The 18328-nt window shown below is 73.9% G+C and carries 16 protein-coding genes; 12 read left to right on the top strand and 4 right to left on the bottom strand.

Features of this window, described 5'->3' with window-relative positions:
* From sucB to UW392_RS14810, 5 genes are all read left to right on the top strand, one after another.
* Positions 1-1089, top strand: a 1089-nt coding sequence (sucB, locus tag UW392_RS14830; RefSeq protein ID WP_320775445.1) for a 2-oxoglutarate dehydrogenase, E2 component, dihydrolipoamide succinyltransferase, incomplete at its 5' end; no start/stop codon positions are given.
* 207 nt (positions 1090-1296) lie between these two features.
* Complete coding sequence (locus UW392_RS14825) at positions 1297-1920, top strand: GntR family transcriptional regulator (RefSeq protein WP_320775444.1); 624 nt, start codon at positions 1297-1299, stop codon at positions 1918-1920.
* 386 nt (positions 1921-2306) lie between these two features.
* Positions 2307-5009 (top strand): pyruvate dehydrogenase (acetyl-transferring), homodimeric type, encoded by a 2703-nt coding sequence (gene aceE / locus UW392_RS14820; protein WP_320775443.1) that lies wholly within the window; start codon positions 2307-2309, stop codon positions 5007-5009.
* 95 nt (positions 5010-5104) lie between these two features.
* Positions 5105-6148, top strand: a complete 1044-nt coding sequence (locus UW392_RS14815) for a helix-turn-helix transcriptional regulator (RefSeq protein ID WP_320775442.1) — start codon at positions 5105-5107, stop codon at positions 6146-6148.
* Between the two features lie 55 nt (positions 6149-6203).
* The gene (locus UW392_RS14810) at positions 6204-6725 is read left to right on the top strand and encodes a DUF4240 domain-containing protein (RefSeq protein ID WP_320775447.1); all 522 of its coding nucleotides are present in this window, start codon (positions 6204-6206) and stop codon (positions 6723-6725) included.
* Between the two features lie 12 nt (positions 6726-6737).
* Here UW392_RS14810 and UW392_RS14805 read toward each other — a convergent pair whose 3' ends face one another.
* Together UW392_RS14805 and UW392_RS14800 are read right to left on the bottom strand one after the other, a co-directional pair.
* A complete protein-coding gene (locus tag UW392_RS14805) occupies positions 6738-6998 on the bottom strand; it encodes a hypothetical protein (RefSeq protein WP_320775441.1) in 261 nt (86 codons plus the stop codon).
* The gene (locus UW392_RS14800; protein WP_320775440.1) at positions 6995-7951 is read right to left on the bottom strand and encodes a peptidoglycan recognition protein; all 957 of its coding nucleotides are present in this window, start codon (positions 7949-7951) and stop codon (positions 6995-6997) included. Before UW392_RS14800 ends, UW392_RS14805 begins: the two co-directional genes overlap by 4 nt.
* A 198-nt stretch (positions 7952-8149) precedes the next feature.
* Between UW392_RS14800 and UW392_RS14795 the strand changes: the two genes are divergently transcribed.
* On the top strand, positions 8150-9334 hold the full coding sequence (locus tag UW392_RS14795; protein WP_320775439.1) for a MarP family serine protease: 1185 nt from the start codon (positions 8150-8152) through the stop codon (positions 9332-9334).
* Between the two features lie 10 nt (positions 9335-9344).
* Here UW392_RS14795 and UW392_RS14790 read toward each other — a convergent pair whose 3' ends face one another.
* On the bottom strand, positions 9345-9833 hold the full coding sequence (locus tag UW392_RS14790; RefSeq protein ID WP_320775438.1) for a GNAT family N-acetyltransferase: 489 nt from the start codon (positions 9831-9833) through the stop codon (positions 9345-9347).
* 107 nt (positions 9834-9940) lie between these two features.
* Between UW392_RS14790 and UW392_RS14785 the strand changes: the two genes are divergently transcribed.
* Positions 9941-10837, top strand: coding sequence for a TIGR01777 family oxidoreductase (locus UW392_RS14785; RefSeq protein WP_320775437.1), 897 nt, complete (start codon positions 9941-9943; stop codon positions 10835-10837).
* A gap of 461 nt (positions 10838-11298) precedes the next feature.
* Positions 11299-12687, top strand: a complete 1389-nt coding sequence (locus UW392_RS14780) for an NAD(P)/FAD-dependent oxidoreductase (RefSeq protein WP_320775436.1) — start codon at positions 11299-11301, stop codon at positions 12685-12687.
* A 565-nt stretch (positions 12688-13252) separates the two neighbouring features.
* Here the strand turns inward: UW392_RS14780 and UW392_RS14775 are convergent.
* The gene (locus UW392_RS14775; protein ID WP_320775435.1) at positions 13253-14716 is read right to left on the bottom strand and encodes a regulator; all 1464 of its coding nucleotides are present in this window, start codon (positions 14714-14716) and stop codon (positions 13253-13255) included.
* Positions 14717-14970: 254 nt separating this feature from the next.
* Between UW392_RS14775 and lipB the strand changes: the two genes are divergently transcribed.
* The 4 genes from lipB (at position 14971) to UW392_RS14755 (ending at position 18200) form a co-directional block, all read left to right on the top strand.
* Positions 14971-15795 carry a lipoyl(octanoyl) transferase LipB gene (gene lipB / locus UW392_RS14770; protein ID WP_320775434.1) on the top strand — a complete coding sequence of 275 codons (825 nt, stop codon included), beginning with the start codon at positions 14971-14973 and terminating at the stop codon, positions 15793-15795.
* A gap of 168 nt (positions 15796-15963) precedes the next feature.
* Positions 15964-16917: a lipoyl synthase gene (lipA, locus tag UW392_RS14765; RefSeq protein ID WP_320775433.1), complete on the top strand. Its 954-nt coding sequence runs from the start codon at positions 15964-15966 to the stop codon at positions 16915-16917.
* 258 nt (positions 16918-17175) lie between these two features.
* Complete coding sequence (locus UW392_RS14760) at positions 17176-17400, top strand: hypothetical protein (protein WP_320775432.1); 225 nt, start codon at positions 17176-17178, stop codon at positions 17398-17400.
* 92 nt (positions 17401-17492) lie between these two features.
* Positions 17493-18200 carry a DUF4191 domain-containing protein gene (locus UW392_RS14755; RefSeq protein WP_320775431.1) on the top strand — a complete coding sequence of 236 codons (708 nt, stop codon included), beginning with the start codon at positions 17493-17495 and terminating at the stop codon, positions 18198-18200.
* Positions 18201-18328: the final 128 nt, after the last annotated feature.

Genomic DNA, 18328 nt, shown 5'->3' with positions numbered 1-18328 from the left:
CAGGCCGCCCCGGCGCCGCAGGCGCCGACCACCCCGGCCCCGCAGCAGCAGGAGACCCCGGCTCCCGAGCCGGCCCCGGCCGCTCCGGTGCCCGCCCCGGCCCCGGCTCCCGCGCCGGCCGCCCAGGCTCCGGCCCCGGCCGCCGCCCAGGCGTCCGACGACGGTGCCTACGTCACCCCGCTGGTGCGCAAGCTCGCCGCCGAGAACGGCGTGGACCTGTCCACCGTCTCGGGCACCGGCGTCGGCGGCCGCATCCGCAAGCAGGACGTCATCGCCGCCGCCGAGGCCGCGAAGGCCCCGGCTCCGGCTCCGGCCGCCGCCCCCGCCGCTCCGGCCGCCAAGAAGGCGCCGAAGCTGGAGGCGTCGCCGCTGCGTGGCCAGACCGTCAAGATGCCGCGCATCCGCAAGGTCATCGGCGACAACATGGTCAAGGCGCTGCACGAGCAGGCGCAGCTCTCCTCCGTGGTCGAGGTCGACGTCACGCGGCTGATGAAGCTGCGCGCCCGTGCCAAGGACGCGTTCGCGTCGCGTGAGGGCGTCAAGCTCTCCCCGATGCCGTTCTTCGTCAAGGCCGCGGCCCAGGCGCTGAAGGCGCACGCGCCGATCAACGCCAAGATCAACGAGGCCGAGGGGACCATCACCTACTTCGACACCGAGAACATCGGTATCGCGGTGGACTCCGAGAAGGGCCTGATGACCCCGGTCATCAAGAACGCCGGTGACCTCAACATCGCCGGTATCGCCAAGGCCACCGCCGACCTGGCGGGCAAGGTGCGGGCCAGCAAGATCAGCCCGGACGAGCTGGCGGGGGCGACCTTCACCATCTCCAACACCGGTTCGCGCGGTGCGCTCTTCGACACGATCATCGTGCCGCCGGGCCAGGTCGCGATCCTCGGCATCGGCGCGACGGTCAAGCGTCCCGCCGTGATCGAGACGGAGGAGGGCACGGTCATCGGCGTCCGCGACATGACGTACCTGACCCTGTCCTACGACCACCGTCTGGTGGACGGCGCCGACGCCGCGCGTTACCTCACCGCGGTCAAGGCGATCCTGGAGGCGGGCGAGTTCGAGGTCGAGCTGGGCCTCTGACCTCCCGCTGACCTCTTTCGGTCCTACGGCGCCCCCGCCCGGAACACTCCGGGCGGGGGCGCCGTCGTTCCGCGTCACGTACGTGTAAGCCTTGTCTCACCTGCGTGAAAGCCCCCGTATGCGCCCTTCCGCGCGGGGCCGGCGGCCGTATTGTCTATTCGTCAACGCCCCAGGGGGCCGGAACGGGCCCCTCCCTAAGGAGCCCTCATGACCGCGCCCGTCGTCCACTCGCTGCGCGAACAGATCCGCGAGCACATCCTGGAAGGGATCATCAGCGGACGCTGGCAGCCGGGCGAGCGGATCGTGGAGCGGCGGATCGCCACCGAGCTGGAGGTCAGCCAGACGCCGGTGCGGGAGGCGCTGCGCGAGCTGGAGTCGCTGCGGCTGATCGAGTCGGCGCCCAACAAGGGCGTGCGGGTGCGGAACCTGACGGCCGCGGACCTGGAGGAGAGCTACCCGGTGCGGGCCGGCCTTGAGGCGATCGCGGCGGAGCTGGCGGCCGAGCGGCTCGCGTCGGACTGCTCGGCGCTCGAGCCGCACGTCGGGGCGCTCTACGAGGCGGACCGGACGGCGGACGGGACGGCGCAGGTCCGGCACACGGTCGGGTTCCACCGGGAGCTGGTGCGGGCGGCCGGGAACTCGGTGCTGCTGCACACGTGGGAGGGGCTCGGGATCGAGGTGTTCACCGCGCTGTCGATACGGTGGCTGGGCACGGTGCAGCAGTCTTATGCCGAGGAGCATGAGGAGTTGGTCGCGGCGTTCAAGCGGCGTGACCCGCGCATTCCCGACCTGGTCAAGTCCCACGTCCTGGGCTGCGCGCCGCGCCCTTGATTTTGCGGGCTGTGCCCCTGCTCCTGGGGGCTGCGCCCCCAGACCCCGCTGTTTCGCGCAGTTCCCCGCGCCCCTTGAGGGGCGCGAGCAACCCCGCCGCAGCCGCAGCCGCCGCTCACCACCCCCATCCACCCGAGCCCGACCGCGCTCACCTGCACGAACACCCCGCAGGGACAGTCACCCCGTGCCATCGGCGAAGGCACCGCGTGCCTACTTTCTCGTGATCAAGATGTTTTGCCCGTCAACCCTTTGATCGATCATCGATCAGGGAGTTACAGTCACCGATGGACTCCCACCGGAGCCCACGCCCTGTCCTGCCAAAGACCAAGGGCACCCCCGAACCCTTACCGATGAGGGAACCCCCTTCGACTGAGGAAGGCGGCGACATGACCGACCCCCACGCCATCCAGCCGAGCGAACTGGACCAGTTCCCGGACCGGGACCCGGAGGAGACCGCCGAATGGCGGGCCTCCCTGGACGCCGTCGCGAAGGCGGCCGGACCGCACCGTGCCGCGTACCTGATGCGGCGCACGCTGGAGCGTGCCGAGGGAGCCGGCGTCGCCCTGCCGAAGCTCCTCGAAACGGATTACGTCAACACCATCCCCACCTCCGCCGAGCCCGCCGTGGACGGCGACGAGGAGATGGAGCAGCGGATCACCGCCTGGAACCGCTGGAACGCGGCGGCGATGGTGACCCGCGGCAGCAAACACGGCGTCGGCGGCCACATCGCCACCTTCGCCTCCGCGGCCTGGCTCTACGAGACCGGCTTCAACCACTTCTTCCGCGGCAAGGAGGGGGACGGCTCCGGCGACCAGCTCTACGTCCAGGGCCACGCCTCCCCCGGCATCTACGCCCGCGCGTTCCTCGACGGCCGGCTGAACGAGGGCCACCTCGACAACTTCCGCCGCGAGTCCGGCGGCAACGGCCTGCCGTCTTACCCGCACCCGCGCCGCCTGCCCTGGCTGTGGGAGTTCCCGACCGTGTCGATGGGTCTCGGGCCCATCTCCGCGATCTACCAGGCCCGGTTCAACCGGTACCTGACCAGCCGCGGCATCAAGGACGTCTCCGAGTCGCACGTCTGGGCGTTCCTCGGCGACGGCGAGATGGACGAGCCGGAGTCGACCACCGCGCTGACGCTGGCCGCCCGCGAGGGCCTGGACAACCTGACCTTCGTCATCAACTGCAACCTGCAGCGCCTCGACGGTCCGGTCCGCGCCAACTTCAAGATCGTGCAGGAGCTGGAGGCCCTCTTCCGCGGCTCCGGCTGGAACGTCGTCAAGACGCTCTGGGGCACCGCCTGGGACGAGCTGTTCCGGCTCGACACCACCGGCGCGCTCGTCCGCCGGCTGCGCGAGGTACCGGACGCGCAGGTCCAGACGTACCAGACCCGCGACGCCGCCTACATCCGCCAGGACTTCTTCGGCAAGGACCCGGCGCTCGTCGAGATGGCGAAGCTGCTGAGCGACGACAAGATCCTGGAGTGTTTCCACTTCAGCCGCGGCGGCCACGAGGCCCGCAAGGTCTACGCCGCGTACAAGGCCGCGCTGGCCCACAAGGGACAGCCGACCGTGATCCTGGCCCAGACGGTCAAGGGCCACACCCTCGGCAAGGGCTTCGCCTCCAAGAACGCCAACCACCAGATGAAGAAGCTGACGGTGGACGAGTTCAAGGAGATGCGCGACCTCCTCGGCCTGCCGATCAAGGACAGCGACTTCGTCGACGGCGTGGTCCCCTACGGCCACCCCGGCGCCGACTCCCCCGAGGTCCGCTACCTCCAGGAGCGCCGCGCGGCGCTCGGCGGTCCGGCCCCGGCCCGCCGCACCCACGCCCTCGCGCCGCTGCCCGCGCCCGCCGAGAAGGCGTTCGCCGCCTTCGACAAGGGCTCCGGTTCGCAGTCCGTGGCGACGACGATGGCGTTCGTCCGGCTGGTCAAGGACCTGGTCCGCGACAAGGAGACCGGCAAGCGCTGGGTGCCGATCGTCCCCGACGAGGCGCGCACCTTCGGCATGGAGAGCCTCTTCCCGTCCCTGGGCATCTACTCCCCCAAGGGCCAGACGTACGAGCCGGTCGACCGCGACCAGCTGATGTACTACAAGGAGGCCGAGAACGGGCAGATCCTCAACGAGGGGATCACCGAGGCCGGCTCGATGGCCGACTTCATCGCCGCGTCCACCGCGTACGCCACGCACGGCGAGGCGATGATCCCGTTCTACATCTTCTACTCGATGTTCGGCTGGCAGCGCACGGCCGACCAGATGTGGCAGCTCGGCGACCAGCTCGGCCGCGGCTTCCTAATCGGCGCCACGGCCGGCCGCACCACCCTGACCGGTGAGGGCCTCCAGCACGCCGACGGCCACACCCCGGTCATCGCCGCCACCAACCCGGCGTCCCTCTCCTACGACCCGGCGTTCGCCTACGAGATCGCCGTCATCGTCCGCGAGGGCCTGCGCCGGATGTACGGCGAGGCGAAGCCCGGTGAGGACCAGAACGTCTTCTACTACCTCACCGTCTACAACGAGCCGATGCCGCAGCCCGCGAAGCCGCAGGGCCTGGGCATCGACGAGGCCATCGTCAAGGGCCTGTACCGCTTCAACACGGCGGAGTCGGCCGGTCTGACCCCGGTCGCCAACGCCCCGCGCGTCCAGCTCCTCGCCTCCGGTACGGCGATCCACTGGACGCTGAAGGCGCAGAAGCTGCTCGCCGAGGAGTGGGGCGTGGCCGCCGACGTGTGGTCCGCGACCTCCTGGACGGAGCTGCGCCGGGACGCGATGGACGCCGACGCGGCGCTGCTGCGCGGCGAGGACCGCACCCCGTACGTCCGTCAGGCGCTCCAGGGCGCCGAGGGCCCGGTACTGGCGGTCTCCGACTACATGCGCCAGGTCCCCGACCAGATCGCGCAGTGGGTCGAGCAGGACTGGTCCTCGCTGGGCGCCGACGGCTTCGGCCTGTCGGACACCCGTGAGGACGCCCGCCGGCACTTCGGCATCGACGCGGAGTCCGTCGTCGTCGCGGCGCTGGCCCAGCTGGCCCGGCGCGGCGAGGTCAAGGCGACGGCCGTGAAGGAGGCGCGCGAGCGCTACGGCCTGTAAGCCGGTCGTCCGTCGGTCGTCCGTCGGTCGTCCGTCGAGGAGGCCCCCGCCGTACGGCGGGGGCCTCCTGCGTGCTGTGGGCCATGATGTGGGCCATGCGTGCCGCCCGCCTCATCAAGATGGTCCTGCTGCTCCAGTCCCGGCCCTCGATGACCGCCGCCGAGCTGGCGGCGGAGCTGGAGGTGTCGGAGCGGACGGTGACGAGGGACGCGCAGGCGCTGTCCGAGGCGGGGGTGCCGGTCTACGCGGACCGGGGCCGGGCCGGCGGCTACCGGCTGATCGGCGGCTACCGCACCCGGCTGACCGGTCTGCACCGCGGCGAGGCGGAGGCGCTGTTCCTGTCCGGGGTGCCGGGGGCGCTGCGCGAGATGGGCTTGGCGGACGCGGCGTCGGCGGCCCGGCTGAAGGTGTCGGCGGCGCTGCTGCCGTCCCTGCGGGACGCGTCCCGTACGGCGGCGCAGCGGTTCCACCTGGACGCCCCGGGCTGGTTCTCGGAGCCGGAGCCGCCGGAGGTGCTGCCCGCGGTGGCGGAGGCGGTGTGGGACGACCGCCGGATCGCCGCCCGCTACCGGCGCGGCGAGCAGGGGGCCGGCCGGGAGGCGGAGCGGGAGGTCGAGCGGGAGCTGGAGCCGTACGGGCTGGTCCTGAAGGCGGGGGTCTGGTACCTGTGCGCGCGGGTGGCCGACGGGGACTCGTTCCGGGTCTACCGCATCGACCGGTTCGCCTCCGTCGAGGTTGCCGGCGGGGAGCGGTTCACCCGGGACGAGGGGTTCGACCTGCCCGGGTTCTGGGCGGAGCGGGCGGAGCGGTTCGCCCGCTCGATCCTGCGGACCGAGGTGGTGGTCCGGCTGTCCGGGCGGGGCGTACGGCGGCTCCCGCACGCCGTGGACCGGCAGGTGGCCCGGGAGGCCCTGGCCGCCGCCGGGCCGCCGGACGCCGACGGGTGGATCGAGCTGACCCTCCCGGTGGAGTCGGCGGACGTCGCCCACGCCCAGCTCGGCTCGCTGGGCCCGGAGGCGGAGGTACTGGCCCCGCCGGAGCTGCGCGAGCGCTTCCGGGACGACGCCCGGCGCCTCGCCGCCCTGTACGGCGGAGGACCGGCCGCCCGTACGGCGGTTGACCGGGGTCGTCCGAGGTAACGATCCGCCGTCCGGACGTGCGCCCCGCGCGTGCAGGGCCGATGCTGGACGCGTGATGGACGAGACCGAGTTCTGGGAGCTGATCGACGACGCCCGCCGGGGTGCCGAGGGCGACCCGGAGGACCAGGCCGAGCTGCTGGTGGAGCGGCTCTGCCGGCTGGACCCGGAGTCGGTCCTGGACTTCGCCCGTCACTTCGAGGCCCGCTACAACCGCGCCTGGACGTGGGAGCTGTGGGGCGCCGCGTGGATCCTGCTCGGCGGGGCGAGCGACGACGCCTTCGACTACTTCCGGTGCTGGCTGATCGGCCAGGGCCGGGAGGTGTACGAGGGTGCCGTGCACACCCCCGACGCGCTCGCCGGTCTGCTGGACGACTTCGACGAGGAGGTCGACGGCGACGGCGAGGACCTCGGTTACGCGGCCGACGAGGCGTACGAGCAGCTCACCGGCACCGTCGCCCCGGACCTGGGCATCGTGCCCGCCTCCGCCGAACCGCTCGGGACGCCGGTCGACCTGGAGGACGACCGGGCGCTGGCGGAGCGGTTCCCGCGGCTGTGGGAGCGGTTCGGCGACGACTGACGCGGGCCGGGGTCAGGCGGCTGTGCGGCGGCGGGTCTCCGCCGGCAGGTACGCCTGGGTCTGCTCGGCCTTCGGGCCGTTCGCGTGGTGCCGCGGTGCGGCGTTGGCCTGGTCGAGGGCGGAGGCGGTGACGGCGGCCGGACCGAGCACGACGGCCGCGGCGGCGGCCAGGGCCGTCCAGGGGCGGCGCAGCGCCGCGCCCCAGGGCTTGCGGTCGTGACGGTGATCGTGACGGTGGTCGTGACGGGTGTGACGGGCGTGACGGTCGTTCATGGTCCCCACCTCCGGTCGGTTCGTGGCACCGACCGTAGGGGGCCCGGATCTGCGGGGGCTGCGCGCCCGCTGTGACCGTCCTGTGCGGCGGGTCCGCGGCCCTGGAGGCGGGCCGCCCGGTCCCGGACGCGCGGCAGCTCGGCGCTGAGGGCGGCCCCCGGGCAACTGGTCTGGTATCCGTCGTCGTGCCCGGCGACGGCGGGCAGCGCGACGGCGGTCCCGGCGGCGTACCGGCTGAGGCCGTTGCTGGAGACCAGCCGGACCCGGCCGCGCGGATCGGTGCCGGAAGGGCCGAGCTTCCACGCGGTCACGGCGGCGATCGCGTCGGTCATGGGGCGGGGCACGGGCACCCCCTCGGTGAAGGTGCCGAGGGCGGCGACGCCGGCGGTGCGGTGGTTGAACCCCTGGGTGTGGGCGCCGGTCACGGCCCGTTCGACGCCCCCGGCCCGGCCTTCGTAGACGGTGCCGCAGCGGTCGACGACGAAGTTGTAGCCGAGGTCGTCCCAGTCGCGGCCGCCGGTCTGGCCGGAGTAGATGTCGCGCAGGATGCGGGGGGTGTCGGCGCAGTCGTAGCCGTTCGGGGTGTCGGTGTGGTGCACGAAGACGGCGACGACCTGGTCGTCGTAGCGCGGGGGCGGCTGGTCGCGGGCGGCGCCCGCCAGCCAGGACGCGCGGTCCACGATCTCCGGGCGCGGGGCGGAGTACGGGCTGTCGGGCCGGGCCTCGGAGCGGGCTCCGGCGGCGACGGTCCGCTCGACGCCGCTCGCGCAGAGCGCCAGCGCGGCCACGGCGGCGAGGCCGGGCAGGCAGGCGAGCAGGGCCCGGCCGGAGGCGCGGGCGGGCGTTCGGGCGGAGGAGCGGCCGGAGGTGCGGGCGGAGGTGCGGGCGGGCGCGGGTATGGGCACCGCGCGCCGCTCCGCCCGCTTCCGCGCCCTTCGCACCACCACACGCATGGACACCACTGTCCGCCGGTTCGGGACGGTCCGCGACGTGCGTTGTGCCACCCGGTGGAACCATCGTCCCGGTCCGCGACGTTTTCCCGGTTGACCGCACGGACGGCCGGATACCGGCAGGTCGTGCGGGACCGGCTGATCACCGGGCCCTCACGGCACGTACCGGGGGTGCCAGGGTCCGACAGGAAGGCGGCTCGCGTGGATCTGCTCGACATCGTGCTGGGACTGGTGGTCCTGGCGTTCGCGGTATCCGGGTACCGGCGCGGGCTGGTGGCCGGCTGCGTCTCGCTCGCCGGCTTCGTCGGCGGCGCGGTCGTCGGGGTGTGGGTCCTGCCGTGGGTGATGGACCTGGTGACGGCGGGGACGACGACGGCGACCGTGGTCGCGGTGGGGACGGTGCTGGTGCCTGCGGCGCTGGGGCACGAGCTGGCGGGGCGGCTCGCGCTGCGGCTGCGGCGGGAGCTGGACGACGGTCCGCTGCGGGTGGCCGACGGGGTCGGCGGGGCGGTCGCCAACTCGGTGGCGGCGCTGATCGTGGCGTGGGTGGCGGCGAGTGTGCTGGCCGCGTCGCCGACGCCGCTGCTCGCCTCCGCGATCCGGGACTCGGCGCTGCTCGGCGCGGTGCAGCGGACGATGCCGGACACCACCCCGGCGTGGTTCGCGCGGGCCACGTCGGCGCTGACGGAGGCCGGGTTCCCGCAGGTCTTCAACCCGTTCGAGAACGAGTCGACCGCGCGGGTCGCCGAGCCGTCCGGGGACAGTGTGACGGCGGCCGCGACCGACGCGGCGAAGCTGAGCACGGTGAAGATCGAGGGCGTGGCGGGCGGTCAGGGCCGCGAGGGCAGCGGGTTCGTGTACGCCGAGCGGCACGTGATGACCAACGCGCACGTGGTGGCGGGCATCGACGACCCGAGTGTGCGGGTGGGCGGCGTCGGGCGGACGTACGGGGCGCGGGTGGTGCTGTTCGACCCGGACAAGGACGTGGCCGTGCTGTACGTGCCGGAGCTGAGCGCGCCGGTCCTGCGGTTCGACGACGAGGCCGGCCGGGGCGCGGCGGCGGTGGTCGCCGGGTATCCGCAGGACGGCGACCTGGACCTGCGGGCGGCGACGGTCGCGAACCGCGTCGAGGCGCGGGGCCGGAACATCTACGGCGACGCCGAGGTGACCCGGGAGATCTACGCGATACGTTCCACGGTCCGGCCGGGGAACTCCGGCGGGCCGCTGCTGACCACGGACGGCCGGGTGTACGGGATGGTCTTCGCGCGCTCCACCTCCGACGCCTCGACCGGGTACGTGCTGACGGCGGACGAGGTGGCCGGGGAGGCGGAGCGCGCGGCGGACGCGACGCGGGCCGTGGACACCGGGGCGCCGGTCGCTTCCTGACCGGCACCGCTCAGAGCAGCGAGCGGCCCATCAGGATGTCGTCGACGTAGGTGCCGTCGAGGAGGAACTCCTCCGGCTGGACGCCTTCGACGACGAAGCCCTCGGACTCGTAGAGCCCCCGGGCGGTGGTGTTGGGGCCGAGGACGCGCAGGGTGAGGCGGCGGGCGCCGAGGCGGCGGGCCTCCTCGACGGCGCCGCGGACCAGGGCGCGGCCGATGCCGTGGCCGCGGGCCGCGTCGTCGACGGCCAGACCGTGGACGGCGCGTACGTGCCGGTTGGAGGCGAGGCCGGTGGGGTGTCCGAGGCGGAGGTAGCCGACGACCCGGCCGTCGAGTTCGGCGACGAGGTGGGCCTCGGGCCCGGAGTGGTCCCGGAAGAAGGGGGTGTCCGGGGCCGGCGGCGGCGAGACCGCGTGGAGCGGGGACCAGGTCTCCCGGTCGATCCGGCGCAGCGCCTCTTCGTCGTCCGGCCTGGCCTGTCGTATGAGCACGTCTCGCATGGCGGTCACTCTACGGCGCGGCCGCCGTCGCCCCGGGCCGCCCGGGGGCGTCGCCGCCCGGGGGCGTCGCCGTCGCAGGTGGTGGCGGGTGACGGCAGGATGGGCCCATGGAACCTTCCCGAATCGCGGTGGCCGGCGCGTCCGGTCTGATCGGCAGCGCGCTGGTGCGGTCCCTGACGACGGACGGGATCGAGGTGGTGCGGCTGGTGCGGCGGCCCCCTCGCGGGCCCGGTGAGGTCCGGTGGGACCCGGGAAGCGGCCGGGTGGACGCGGCGGGGCTGGCCGGCTGCGACGCCGTGGTGAACCTCGCCGGGGCCGGGGTCGGCGACCGGCGCTGGACGGCGGCGTACAAGGCGCGTATCCGCGACAGCCGCGTCCAGGGCACGACGGCGCTCGCCCGGACGATCGCCGCGATGGACCGGCCTCCCGCCGTCTTCGTCAACGGCAGCGCGATCGGCTTCTACGGCGGGACCGGCGAGTCGGCGGTGGACGAGAGCGCGCCGGCGGGCGAGGGGTTCCTGCCCGGGGTGTGCGTGGAGTGGGAGGCCGCGGCGGCGCCCGCCCGGGAGGCGGGCGTGCGGACGGTGTTCCCCCGGACCGGGCTGGTCGTCGCGCGCGGCGGCGGGGCCTGGGGGAAGCTGTTCCCGCTGTTCAAGGCGGGGCTCGGTGGGCGGCTGGGCGACGGGCGGCAGTACTGGTCGTTCGTGGCGCTGCACGACGAGGTCGCCGCGATCCGGCACCTGCTGCGCCGGGAGGACCTGTCCGGGCCGTTCAACCTGACCGCGCCGCAGCCGCGCACCAACGCGGAGATCACCGCGGCGATGGGCCGGGTCCTGCACCGGCCGACGCCGTTCCCGGTACCGGCGGCGGTGCTGCGCACGGTCCTGGGCGAGATGTCCGGCGACATCCTGGGCAGCGCCCGCGTCCTGCCGACCCGCCTCCAGGAGTCGGGCTTCCGCTTCGCGTTCCCGGAGATCGACGGGGCGATCCGGGCGGCGCTGTAAGGACAGCCGAAGGCGACTGCCCGAGGAGTGGGCGGGGCGTGTGCGCCGGCCGGCAACGGAGCGTGCGCGCCGGCCGTCTGCGGGGTGCGCGCCGGCCGGCCGCAGGGGTGTGCGCCGGGCGCCCCCGGCGAGACCCTGCGGCTCCGCTCCCGCCCGGCGACGGGCGGGCGATCGCGGGGACGCGGGCGGGGCGCGTGCGCGGGGCGTGCGGACTGAGGTGAGCGGGGGCCCGTTCAGGGCGGGGCGCGCCCAGGCGCGCGCGGGGCGTGCTCGGTTGTGGCACCCGGTGCCGGGCGGGCGCGGCCGGGGTCGGGGTATGCGACCGGCGTGCGACCGTGCCCTGGTCCCGTGCGACTGTCGCGGGCCGGGTACGGACCTACGCTCGGTCTGAACTCCGGTATTCCGGAAGCATGTTGGGGGCATGACGTCTCCAGCGGCCGCGCAACCGCGAGGAGGGGCACGTGCTTGAGCCCGCGTACCAGGCGGACGTCGTGATCGTGGGGGCCGGAGTCGCCGGCCTCGCGGCGGCGCACCGGCTGACCAGCCAGGGAGTGTCGACGGTCGTCCTGGAGGCCGCGCCCGTCGTGGGCGGCCGGATGGCGACCGAGAAGATCGACGGCTTCCGGCTCGACCGGATCGGCCAGCTGCTGTCGACGTCCTCCCCCGAGCTGCGGCTCGCGCCCGGCCTGGACGGGCTCGCCCTGCGACCGTTCGCGCCCGGGGTGCTCCTCCACAGCGAAGGGCTCCTGCACCGGGCGGGCGCCCCTACGGGCGCCGGGGGCGCAAGGGGCGCACTGCACGCCGTACGCGCCCTCACCGGTGCCCAGCGGCCCCTCCCCGGCACGGGACGGCCAGGAGCCGCCTCCTGGGCCCCCGCGGCCCGCAGGGGCCGGGCCGGGGCCCCGCTCGGGTCCGCCGTCGACCAGGCCCGGCTGGGCGCCGCGCTGGCCCGGCTCGCGGCCACCCCGGCCGACCGGCTCCTCGCCCGTCCGGAGCTGTCCGCGCGGCAGGCGCTCGCCGTGCGCGGGCTGCCCGCCCGTACGATCGACGGCTTCCTGCGGCCGCTGCTCGCCGCGCTGCTCTGCGACCCGGACCTCTCCACCTCCAGCCGCTGCGCCGACCTCGCGCTGCGCACCTTCGCGGGCGGGCGGCTGTGCCTGCCGGAGGGCGGCGCGGAGGTCCTGCCGGAGCTGCTGGCCGCGAAGCTTCCGCCGGGCACCGTGCGGACCGGCGTGCGGGTCACCGCGGTCGCCACGAACGCGGTGACCACCGCCGGGCACGGGGTGCTGCGCTGCCGCGCGGTGCTGCTGGCCACCGACGCGCGCGCCGCCGCCGGGCTGCTGCCCGGACTGCGCGTGCCGGACTTCCATCCGGTGACGGTGGTGCACCACACGGCCGACGAGCCGCCCGCGACCGGAGCGGCCCTGCTGCTGGACTCCGACCGCGGCGGTCCGGTCGCGCACACGGCCGTGGTCAGCGAGGTCGACCCGACCCGGGCCCCGGCCGGGCGCGCGCTGGTGTCGTCGACCGTGCTCGGCCCGCCGCCGCCCGACGCGGACACCGCCGTACGCGTCCACCTCGCCCGGCTGTACGGCACCTCGACGGCGCGCTGGGAGACGCTGGCCGTGCACCACACGGCGGAGGCGGTGCCGGCGATGCGGCCGCCGCACGATCCGCGCCGGCCCGTACGGCTGCTGGCGGGGCTGTACGTCTGCGGTGACCACCGGGGGATGAGCACGGTGCAGGGGGCGCTGCACTCGGCGCGGCGGGCCGCGACGGCCATCCTGACGGACCTCGGCACGACCGGCTCTCTCCACCGGGCGGAGCCCCACCGCGCGGCGGCGGCCTGACGGGGCCCGTCCCGGCCACGGCCCCCTGACAAGCAGCACCCTCCGACCGCGGGCCCGCCACGACCGATCGCGCAGTTCCCCGCGCCCCCTGAGGGGCGCACTTCGACTGCGGGCCCGTCGTGGCTGGTCGCGCAGTTCCCCGCGCCCCTTGGGGGGCGCACTTCGACTGCGAGTCCGTCGTGGCTCGTCGCGCAGTTCCTCGCGCCCCTTGAGGGGCGGTGTTCGGTTGCGGGGTCGTCGTGGCCGATCGGGCGGCGCGGTGGGCGCCCCGAAAGGGGCGCGGGGAACTGCGCGACCAGCCACAGCGCACCCGCACCCGCCCCACAGGCACCGTCGTGGCCGACCGGACGTCCCCGCCGCGCGGTGGGCGCCCCGTAAGGGGCGCGGGGAACTGCGCGACCAGCCACAGCACACCCGCGCCCGCCCCACAGGCACCGTCGTGGCCGACCGGACATCCCCGCCGCGCGGTGGGCGCCCCGAAAGGGGCGCGGGGAACTGCGCGACCAGCCACAGCGCACCCGCACCCGCACTCGCACCCGCCCCACGGGCGCCCCCAGCCGGGGGGCTACCCGAGTGCCGCGACCTTGTCGCGGTAACCCCGCACGGGCGCGGCATCCTTGTACGGCTCCAGCCGACGCTCGAAGTCGCGTACGTACTCCACCGCCCGCACCGACCGCATCTCCGCCGCCTGCCCGGCCGCCTCGGCCCCCAACTGGCACGCCTGGTCCAGCTCCCCCAGCCCGAGGCGCGCGGTGGCGAGCACGACCCGGCAGAAGAGACGGCTGCGCGCGTAGGAGTGCGCGCGCAACTGCAGCGAGCGCTCCGCGTGCTGCGCCGCCGCCCGGAACTGCTGCAGATCCCGGTGGCAGTGCCCGAGTTCGTCGGCGAGCTGCGCCTCGTCGAAGAACCGCGCCCAGTGCGGCACCTCGTCCCCGGGCCGCGCGGCCTCCATCGCCCGCTCGGCCCGCACCAGCGCGGACGTGCAGGCCCGCACCTCCCCGAGGACGCCGTGCCCGCGCGCCTCGGACGCGTGCAGCAGCGCCTGCACGACGGGCGGCGCGGCGGCCCCCACGCCCTGCTGGGCGACGCGGGCGAGCTGCACCGCCTCCCGGCCGTGGCCGAGGTAGACCGCCTGCCGGCTCATGGTGACCAGCACGTAGGACCCGTAGGCCCGGTCCCCGGCCGCCTGGGACAGCCGCAGCGCCTGCACGAAGTACCGCTGCGCGAGCCCGTGCGCGGCGATGTCGTACGAGGTCCAGCCGGCGAGCCGGGTCAGGTCGGCCGCGGCGGCGAACAGGCGCCGGCCGGTCTGCTCGGCGTAGCTGCCGCGGAGCATGGGCTCCAGTTCGTGTTCGAGGTAGCGGACGAGGGCCTGCCGGGCGTGGCCGCCGCCGTAGCGGTCGTCGAGGGTGCGGAACAGCTCGCCGACCGACCGCAGCGCCGCGAGGTCACCGGCGCCGACCCGCAGTCCGGGGCTGCGGTCGCCGGGTGCGCGCCGCCGGCCCGGACCGAGCTGGGCCGGGATGCCGGGCACCGCCGGGCGGCCCTGGGCGGGGACCCGTACCGGCACCTCCGCGCGGGCCACCTTGTCGTCGGCGCGGCCGATCAGCCAGTCCCGGCTCGGCACCACCAGGCCCGCCGGGGTGAACGCGATCTTGCGCAGTTCGGCGTGGCTGCCGGAGTCCTTGCGCCACAGGCCGCTGACGATGTCGACGGCCTCCTCGGGGGTGGCGGCGAACTCCAGCCCCGCGTAGACCGGGGCGCAGGCGTCCAGGCCGAGGTCCTGGGCGGTGAGCCGGCGGCCGAGGCGCCGGGTGAAGACCTCGGCGATCAGGGCGGGGGTGGTGCCGCGGGGCTGCTGGCCGCGCAGCCACCGGGTGACGGACGTCTTGTCGTATCTCAGGTCCAGCCCGTGTTCGAGGCCGAGCTGGTCGACGCGACGCGCGAGACCCGCGTTGGAGAAGCCGGCTTCGGCGATGAGCGCGGCGAGCTGGCGGTTGGGGGTGCGCTGCGCGGGTCGTTCCGTCATGGTGCGGTGCGGTCTCCTGCCTTCCAGGCGTTCGAAGTGCCCGGATTGCCTGTGAGCAGCCCTTATGGCCTCGTGGACGGCGAGAATGTAGCGGAGAGTAAGCGCCGGATCGCACACTTCCCCATCCATTCATCCGATCGTGTGAGGATTGCCCGTTCTGCTGACGACGGCGGCGCCGGCCGGTGCCCCTAGGGGCGGACGTACAGTGGCGTGGGCACGATTCGTGCCTTACGTCATCCAGGGAGGCGCTTGCCGTGAACGGGTTGCGGTTCGTCCGTATGGGGTTCGGTGCGGAGTCCGTCGATTACCAGGAGGCGTGGGACGAGCAGCGCCGGGTGCACGCGGCGCGGTTCGCCGACGAGATCCCGGACACCGTGCTGCTGCTGGAGCACCCGCCGGTGTACACCGCGGGCCGGCGCACGGACGACAGCGAGCGCCCCCTCGACGGCACCCCGGTCATCGACGTGGACCGCGGCGGCAAGATCACCTGGCACGGCCCCGGGCAGCTCGTGGGCTACCCGATCCAGAAGCTCCCGCGCCCGGTGGACGTGGTCGCGCACGTCCGGCGTCTGGAGGAGGCCCTGATCCGGGCCTGCGCGGAGTTCGGCCTGGAGGCGACCCGGGTGGAGGGCCGCAGCGGCGTCTGGGTCCTCGGCGACCCGGTGGAGCAGCGCCCGGCCCTCGGGGGCCTCTCCCTGGACTTCGACCCGCGCCTGACCGACGACGAGTTCGACCCCCGGCTCGACGGCCCGGAGTACGCGCCCTCCAACGCCGGCCAGCGCCGCGAGGACCGCAAGATCGCCGCGATCGGCATCCGCGTCGCCAAGGGCGTCACCATGCACGGCTTCTCGTTCAACGTGAACCCCGACAACAAGTGGTTCGACAAGATCATCCCTTGTGGCATCCGCGACGCGGGCGTCGCCTCCCTCGCCGCCGAACTGGGCCGCGACATCACCATCGAGGAGGTCCTGCCGGTCGTCGAACGCCACCTGCGGGACGTCCTGGAGAACGCGGACTTGAAACCCCGGGTGATCGAAAAACCCCGGGCGACCGAACCCCTCAGCCCGTCCGGCGTCTGAGGACGAGGCCTTACGGGCCCGTACGGGCTGTACGGGCTGTACGGGCTGTACGGGCCGAACCGGGGGTCCGGGGGGGGCGGGGCCCGCAAGGCCAGCGCCCTCGCCGGGCAACAAATCAGCAGGCGTACCCTGAAGAACGCCGAAGAATCAATCGCTAGGGAGCCGGTCGTGTCCGCAGTCGCACCCGACGGACGCAAGATGCTGCGCCTGGAGGTCCGCAACAGCCAGACCCCCATCGAGCGCAAGCCCGAGTGGATCAAGACCCGGGCGAAAATGGGCCCCGAGTACACCAAGATGCAGAACCTGGTGAAGAGCGAGGGCCTGCACACGGTCTGCCAGGAAGCCGGCTGCCCGAACATCTACGAGTGCTGGGAGGACCGCGAGGCGACCTTCCTCATCGGCGGCGACCAGTGCACCCGGCGCTGCGACTTCTGCCAGATCGACACCGGCAAGCCCGAGGCGCTCGACCGTGACGAGCCGCGCCGCGTCGGCGAGTCCGTGGTCACCATGGACCTGAACTACGCCACCATCACCGGCGTCGCCCGCGACGACCTGGCGGACGGCGGCGCCTGGCTGTACGCCGAGACCGTGCGCCAGATCCACCAGCAGACCGCCGACCGCGCGGACGGCCGCACCAAGGTCGAGCTGCTGGCCCCGGACTTCAACGCGGTCCCTGAGCAGCTCGCCGAGGTCTTCTCCTCGCGCCCCGAGGTCTTCGCGCACAACGTCGAGACGGTGCCGCGGATCTTCAAGCGCATCCGCCCCGGTTTCCGCTACGAGCGCTCCCTGAAGGTCATCACCGAGGCCCGCGACTTCGGCCTGGTCACCAAGTCCAACCTGATCCTCGGCATGGGCGAGACCCGCGAGGAGGTCAGCGAGGCGCTGCGGCAGCTGCACGAGGCGGGCTGCGAGCTGGTCACCATCACGCAGTACCTGCGGCCCTCGGTGCGCCACCACCCCGTCGAGCGCTGGGTCAAGCCGCACGAGTTCGTGGAGCTGAAGGAGGAGGCCGAGCAGATCGGCTTCTCCGGCGTCATGTCCGGCCCGCTGGTGCGCTCCTCGTACCGCGCCGGCCGCCTCTTCCAGATGGCCGAGGAACAGCGCCGTTCCGTCGCCGTATGACCCACCGCGCGACGACTCTGTGAATTCGCGCACAAGAGGCTACCGATCGGTAGTGACCGATTCACCGCGGTCCTGACCGTCCTCGCAGTTGAGGACACCCGTCAGGGCCGCGGCGCAGTTCCGGCGCCCGGCGCCGGGGCTTCACGGGTGTTTGACCCCTCGGTCACGCCCTGGTAACACCAAGCAGTGACCCTGGAGTCACACCCCGTGCATCCCGTTCGCCCATACCCTGAGCAGTCCCGAGGGGGGACCTCCACGATGCAGGCCGCGCCCGTCAACGAAGTAATGACGACCGTCACACGCGCCACCGCCATCCCGTCGTTCACCGAAGCCCTGCGCGCAGTCGAGTCGCTGCTCATGAGCGGCGGCCAGCGCACCGCCCGCCGCAACGCCTGGACGTCCGTGCTGGAGGACCGCCGCCGCGCCAAGGACCGCGTCGAGGCCGAGCGCGTGCTCCAGCAGGCCCTGTCCGGCCGCCCCTGACCCATCCCCGCCGCTCCGCCGCACCCCTCCTCCCCCCGCCACCCGGGACACTGCCTTCGTCGGCGCTCCCGGGGCCACGTAGACTTCACGTCATGGCGAGGAAGGACAACGCGGCGGACGCCGCGAACCCCGGGCGACTGAAGCAGATCGCTCTGACCTACAAGATGACCCGCAGGGCCGACAAGAAGATCGGCCTTGTACTCGCGGCTGTCGGAATCATCGTCTTCGGTGTTCTCCTCGCGATCGGTTTCCTGATCGGTCACCCCATCTATCTCGGCATCCTGGGCCTGCTGCTCGCCTTCCTCGCGACGGCGATCGTGTTCGGGCGCAGGGCCGAGCGGGCGGCCTTCGGGCAGATGGAGGGCCAGCCGGGCGCGGCCGCGGCGGTGCTGGACAACGTCGGCCGGGGCTGGACCACCACCCCGGCGGTGGCGATGAACCGCAGCCAGGACGTGGTGCACCGCGCGGTCGGCAAGGCCGGCATCGTGCTCGTCGCGGAGGGCAACCCGAACCGGGTGAAGTCCCTGCTGGCCGCCGAGAAGAAGAAGATGAACCGGATCGTCGCCGACGTCCCCGTGCACGACCTGATCGTGGGCGACGGCGAGGGCCAGGTGCCGCTGAAGAAGGTGCGCACCACCATGCTGAAGCTGCCGCGCGTGCTGACCGGCCCGCAGGTCACCGTGACCAACGACCGGCTGCGCGCGCTGGGCGACCTGATGACCAACATGCCGCTGCCGAAGGGCCCGATGCCCAAGGGCATGCGGATGCCGAAGGGCAGCGGGGGCCAGCGCCCGCGCTAGCCGCCACCGCAGCGCGTACACGTCGAGCGCGTACACGTCGAGGGGGCGCCCGGATCATCCCGGGCGCCCCCTCTTCACGTACCGGGGACCGGGTCACGTACCGGGACCCGGGTCACGTACCGGAAACC

The organism is Streptomyces sp. CRN 30 (assembly GCF_034105845.1).
Note: the sequence above shows the minus strand (reverse complement) of the source record. Positions and strands in the feature narration are given on the sequence as shown.

What these genes read in the sequence shown, in the direction of transcription:
- UW392_RS14825 (WP_320775444.1), top strand. Translation starts at nt 1,297, where the DNA reads ATGACCGCGCCCGTCGTCCACTCGCTGCGCGAACAGATCCGCGAGCAC.
- aceE (WP_320775443.1), top strand. Translation starts at nt 2,307, where the DNA reads ATGACCGACCCCCACGCCATCCAGCCGAGCGAACTGGACCAGTTCCCG.
- UW392_RS14815 (WP_320775442.1), top strand. Translation starts at nt 5,105, where the DNA reads ATGCGTGCCGCCCGCCTCATCAAGATGGTCCTGCTGCTCCAGTCCCGG.
- UW392_RS14810 (WP_320775447.1), top strand. Translation starts at nt 6,204, where the DNA reads ATGGACGAGACCGAGTTCTGGGAGCTGATCGACGACGCCCGCCGGGGT.
- UW392_RS14805 (WP_320775441.1), bottom strand. Translation starts at nt 6,998, where the DNA reads ATGAACGACCGTCACGCCCGTCACACCCGTCACGACCACCGTCACGAT.
- UW392_RS14800 (WP_320775440.1), bottom strand. Translation starts at nt 7,951, where the DNA reads ATGCGTGTGGTGGTGCGAAGGGCGCGGAAGCGGGCGGAGCGGCGCGCG.
- UW392_RS14790 (WP_320775438.1), bottom strand. Translation starts at nt 9,833, where the DNA reads ATGCGAGACGTGCTCATACGACAGGCCAGGCCGGACGACGAAGAGGCG.
- UW392_RS14785 (WP_320775437.1), top strand. Translation starts at nt 9,941, where the DNA reads ATGGAACCTTCCCGAATCGCGGTGGCCGGCGCGTCCGGTCTGATCGGC.
- UW392_RS14775 (WP_320775435.1), bottom strand. Translation starts at nt 14,716, where the DNA reads ATGACGGAACGACCCGCGCAGCGCACCCCCAACCGCCAGCTCGCCGCG.
- UW392_RS14760 (WP_320775432.1), top strand. Translation starts at nt 17,176, where the DNA reads ATGCAGGCCGCGCCCGTCAACGAAGTAATGACGACCGTCACACGCGCC.
- UW392_RS14755 (WP_320775431.1), top strand. Translation starts at nt 17,493, where the DNA reads ATGGCGAGGAAGGACAACGCGGCGGACGCCGCGAACCCCGGGCGACTG.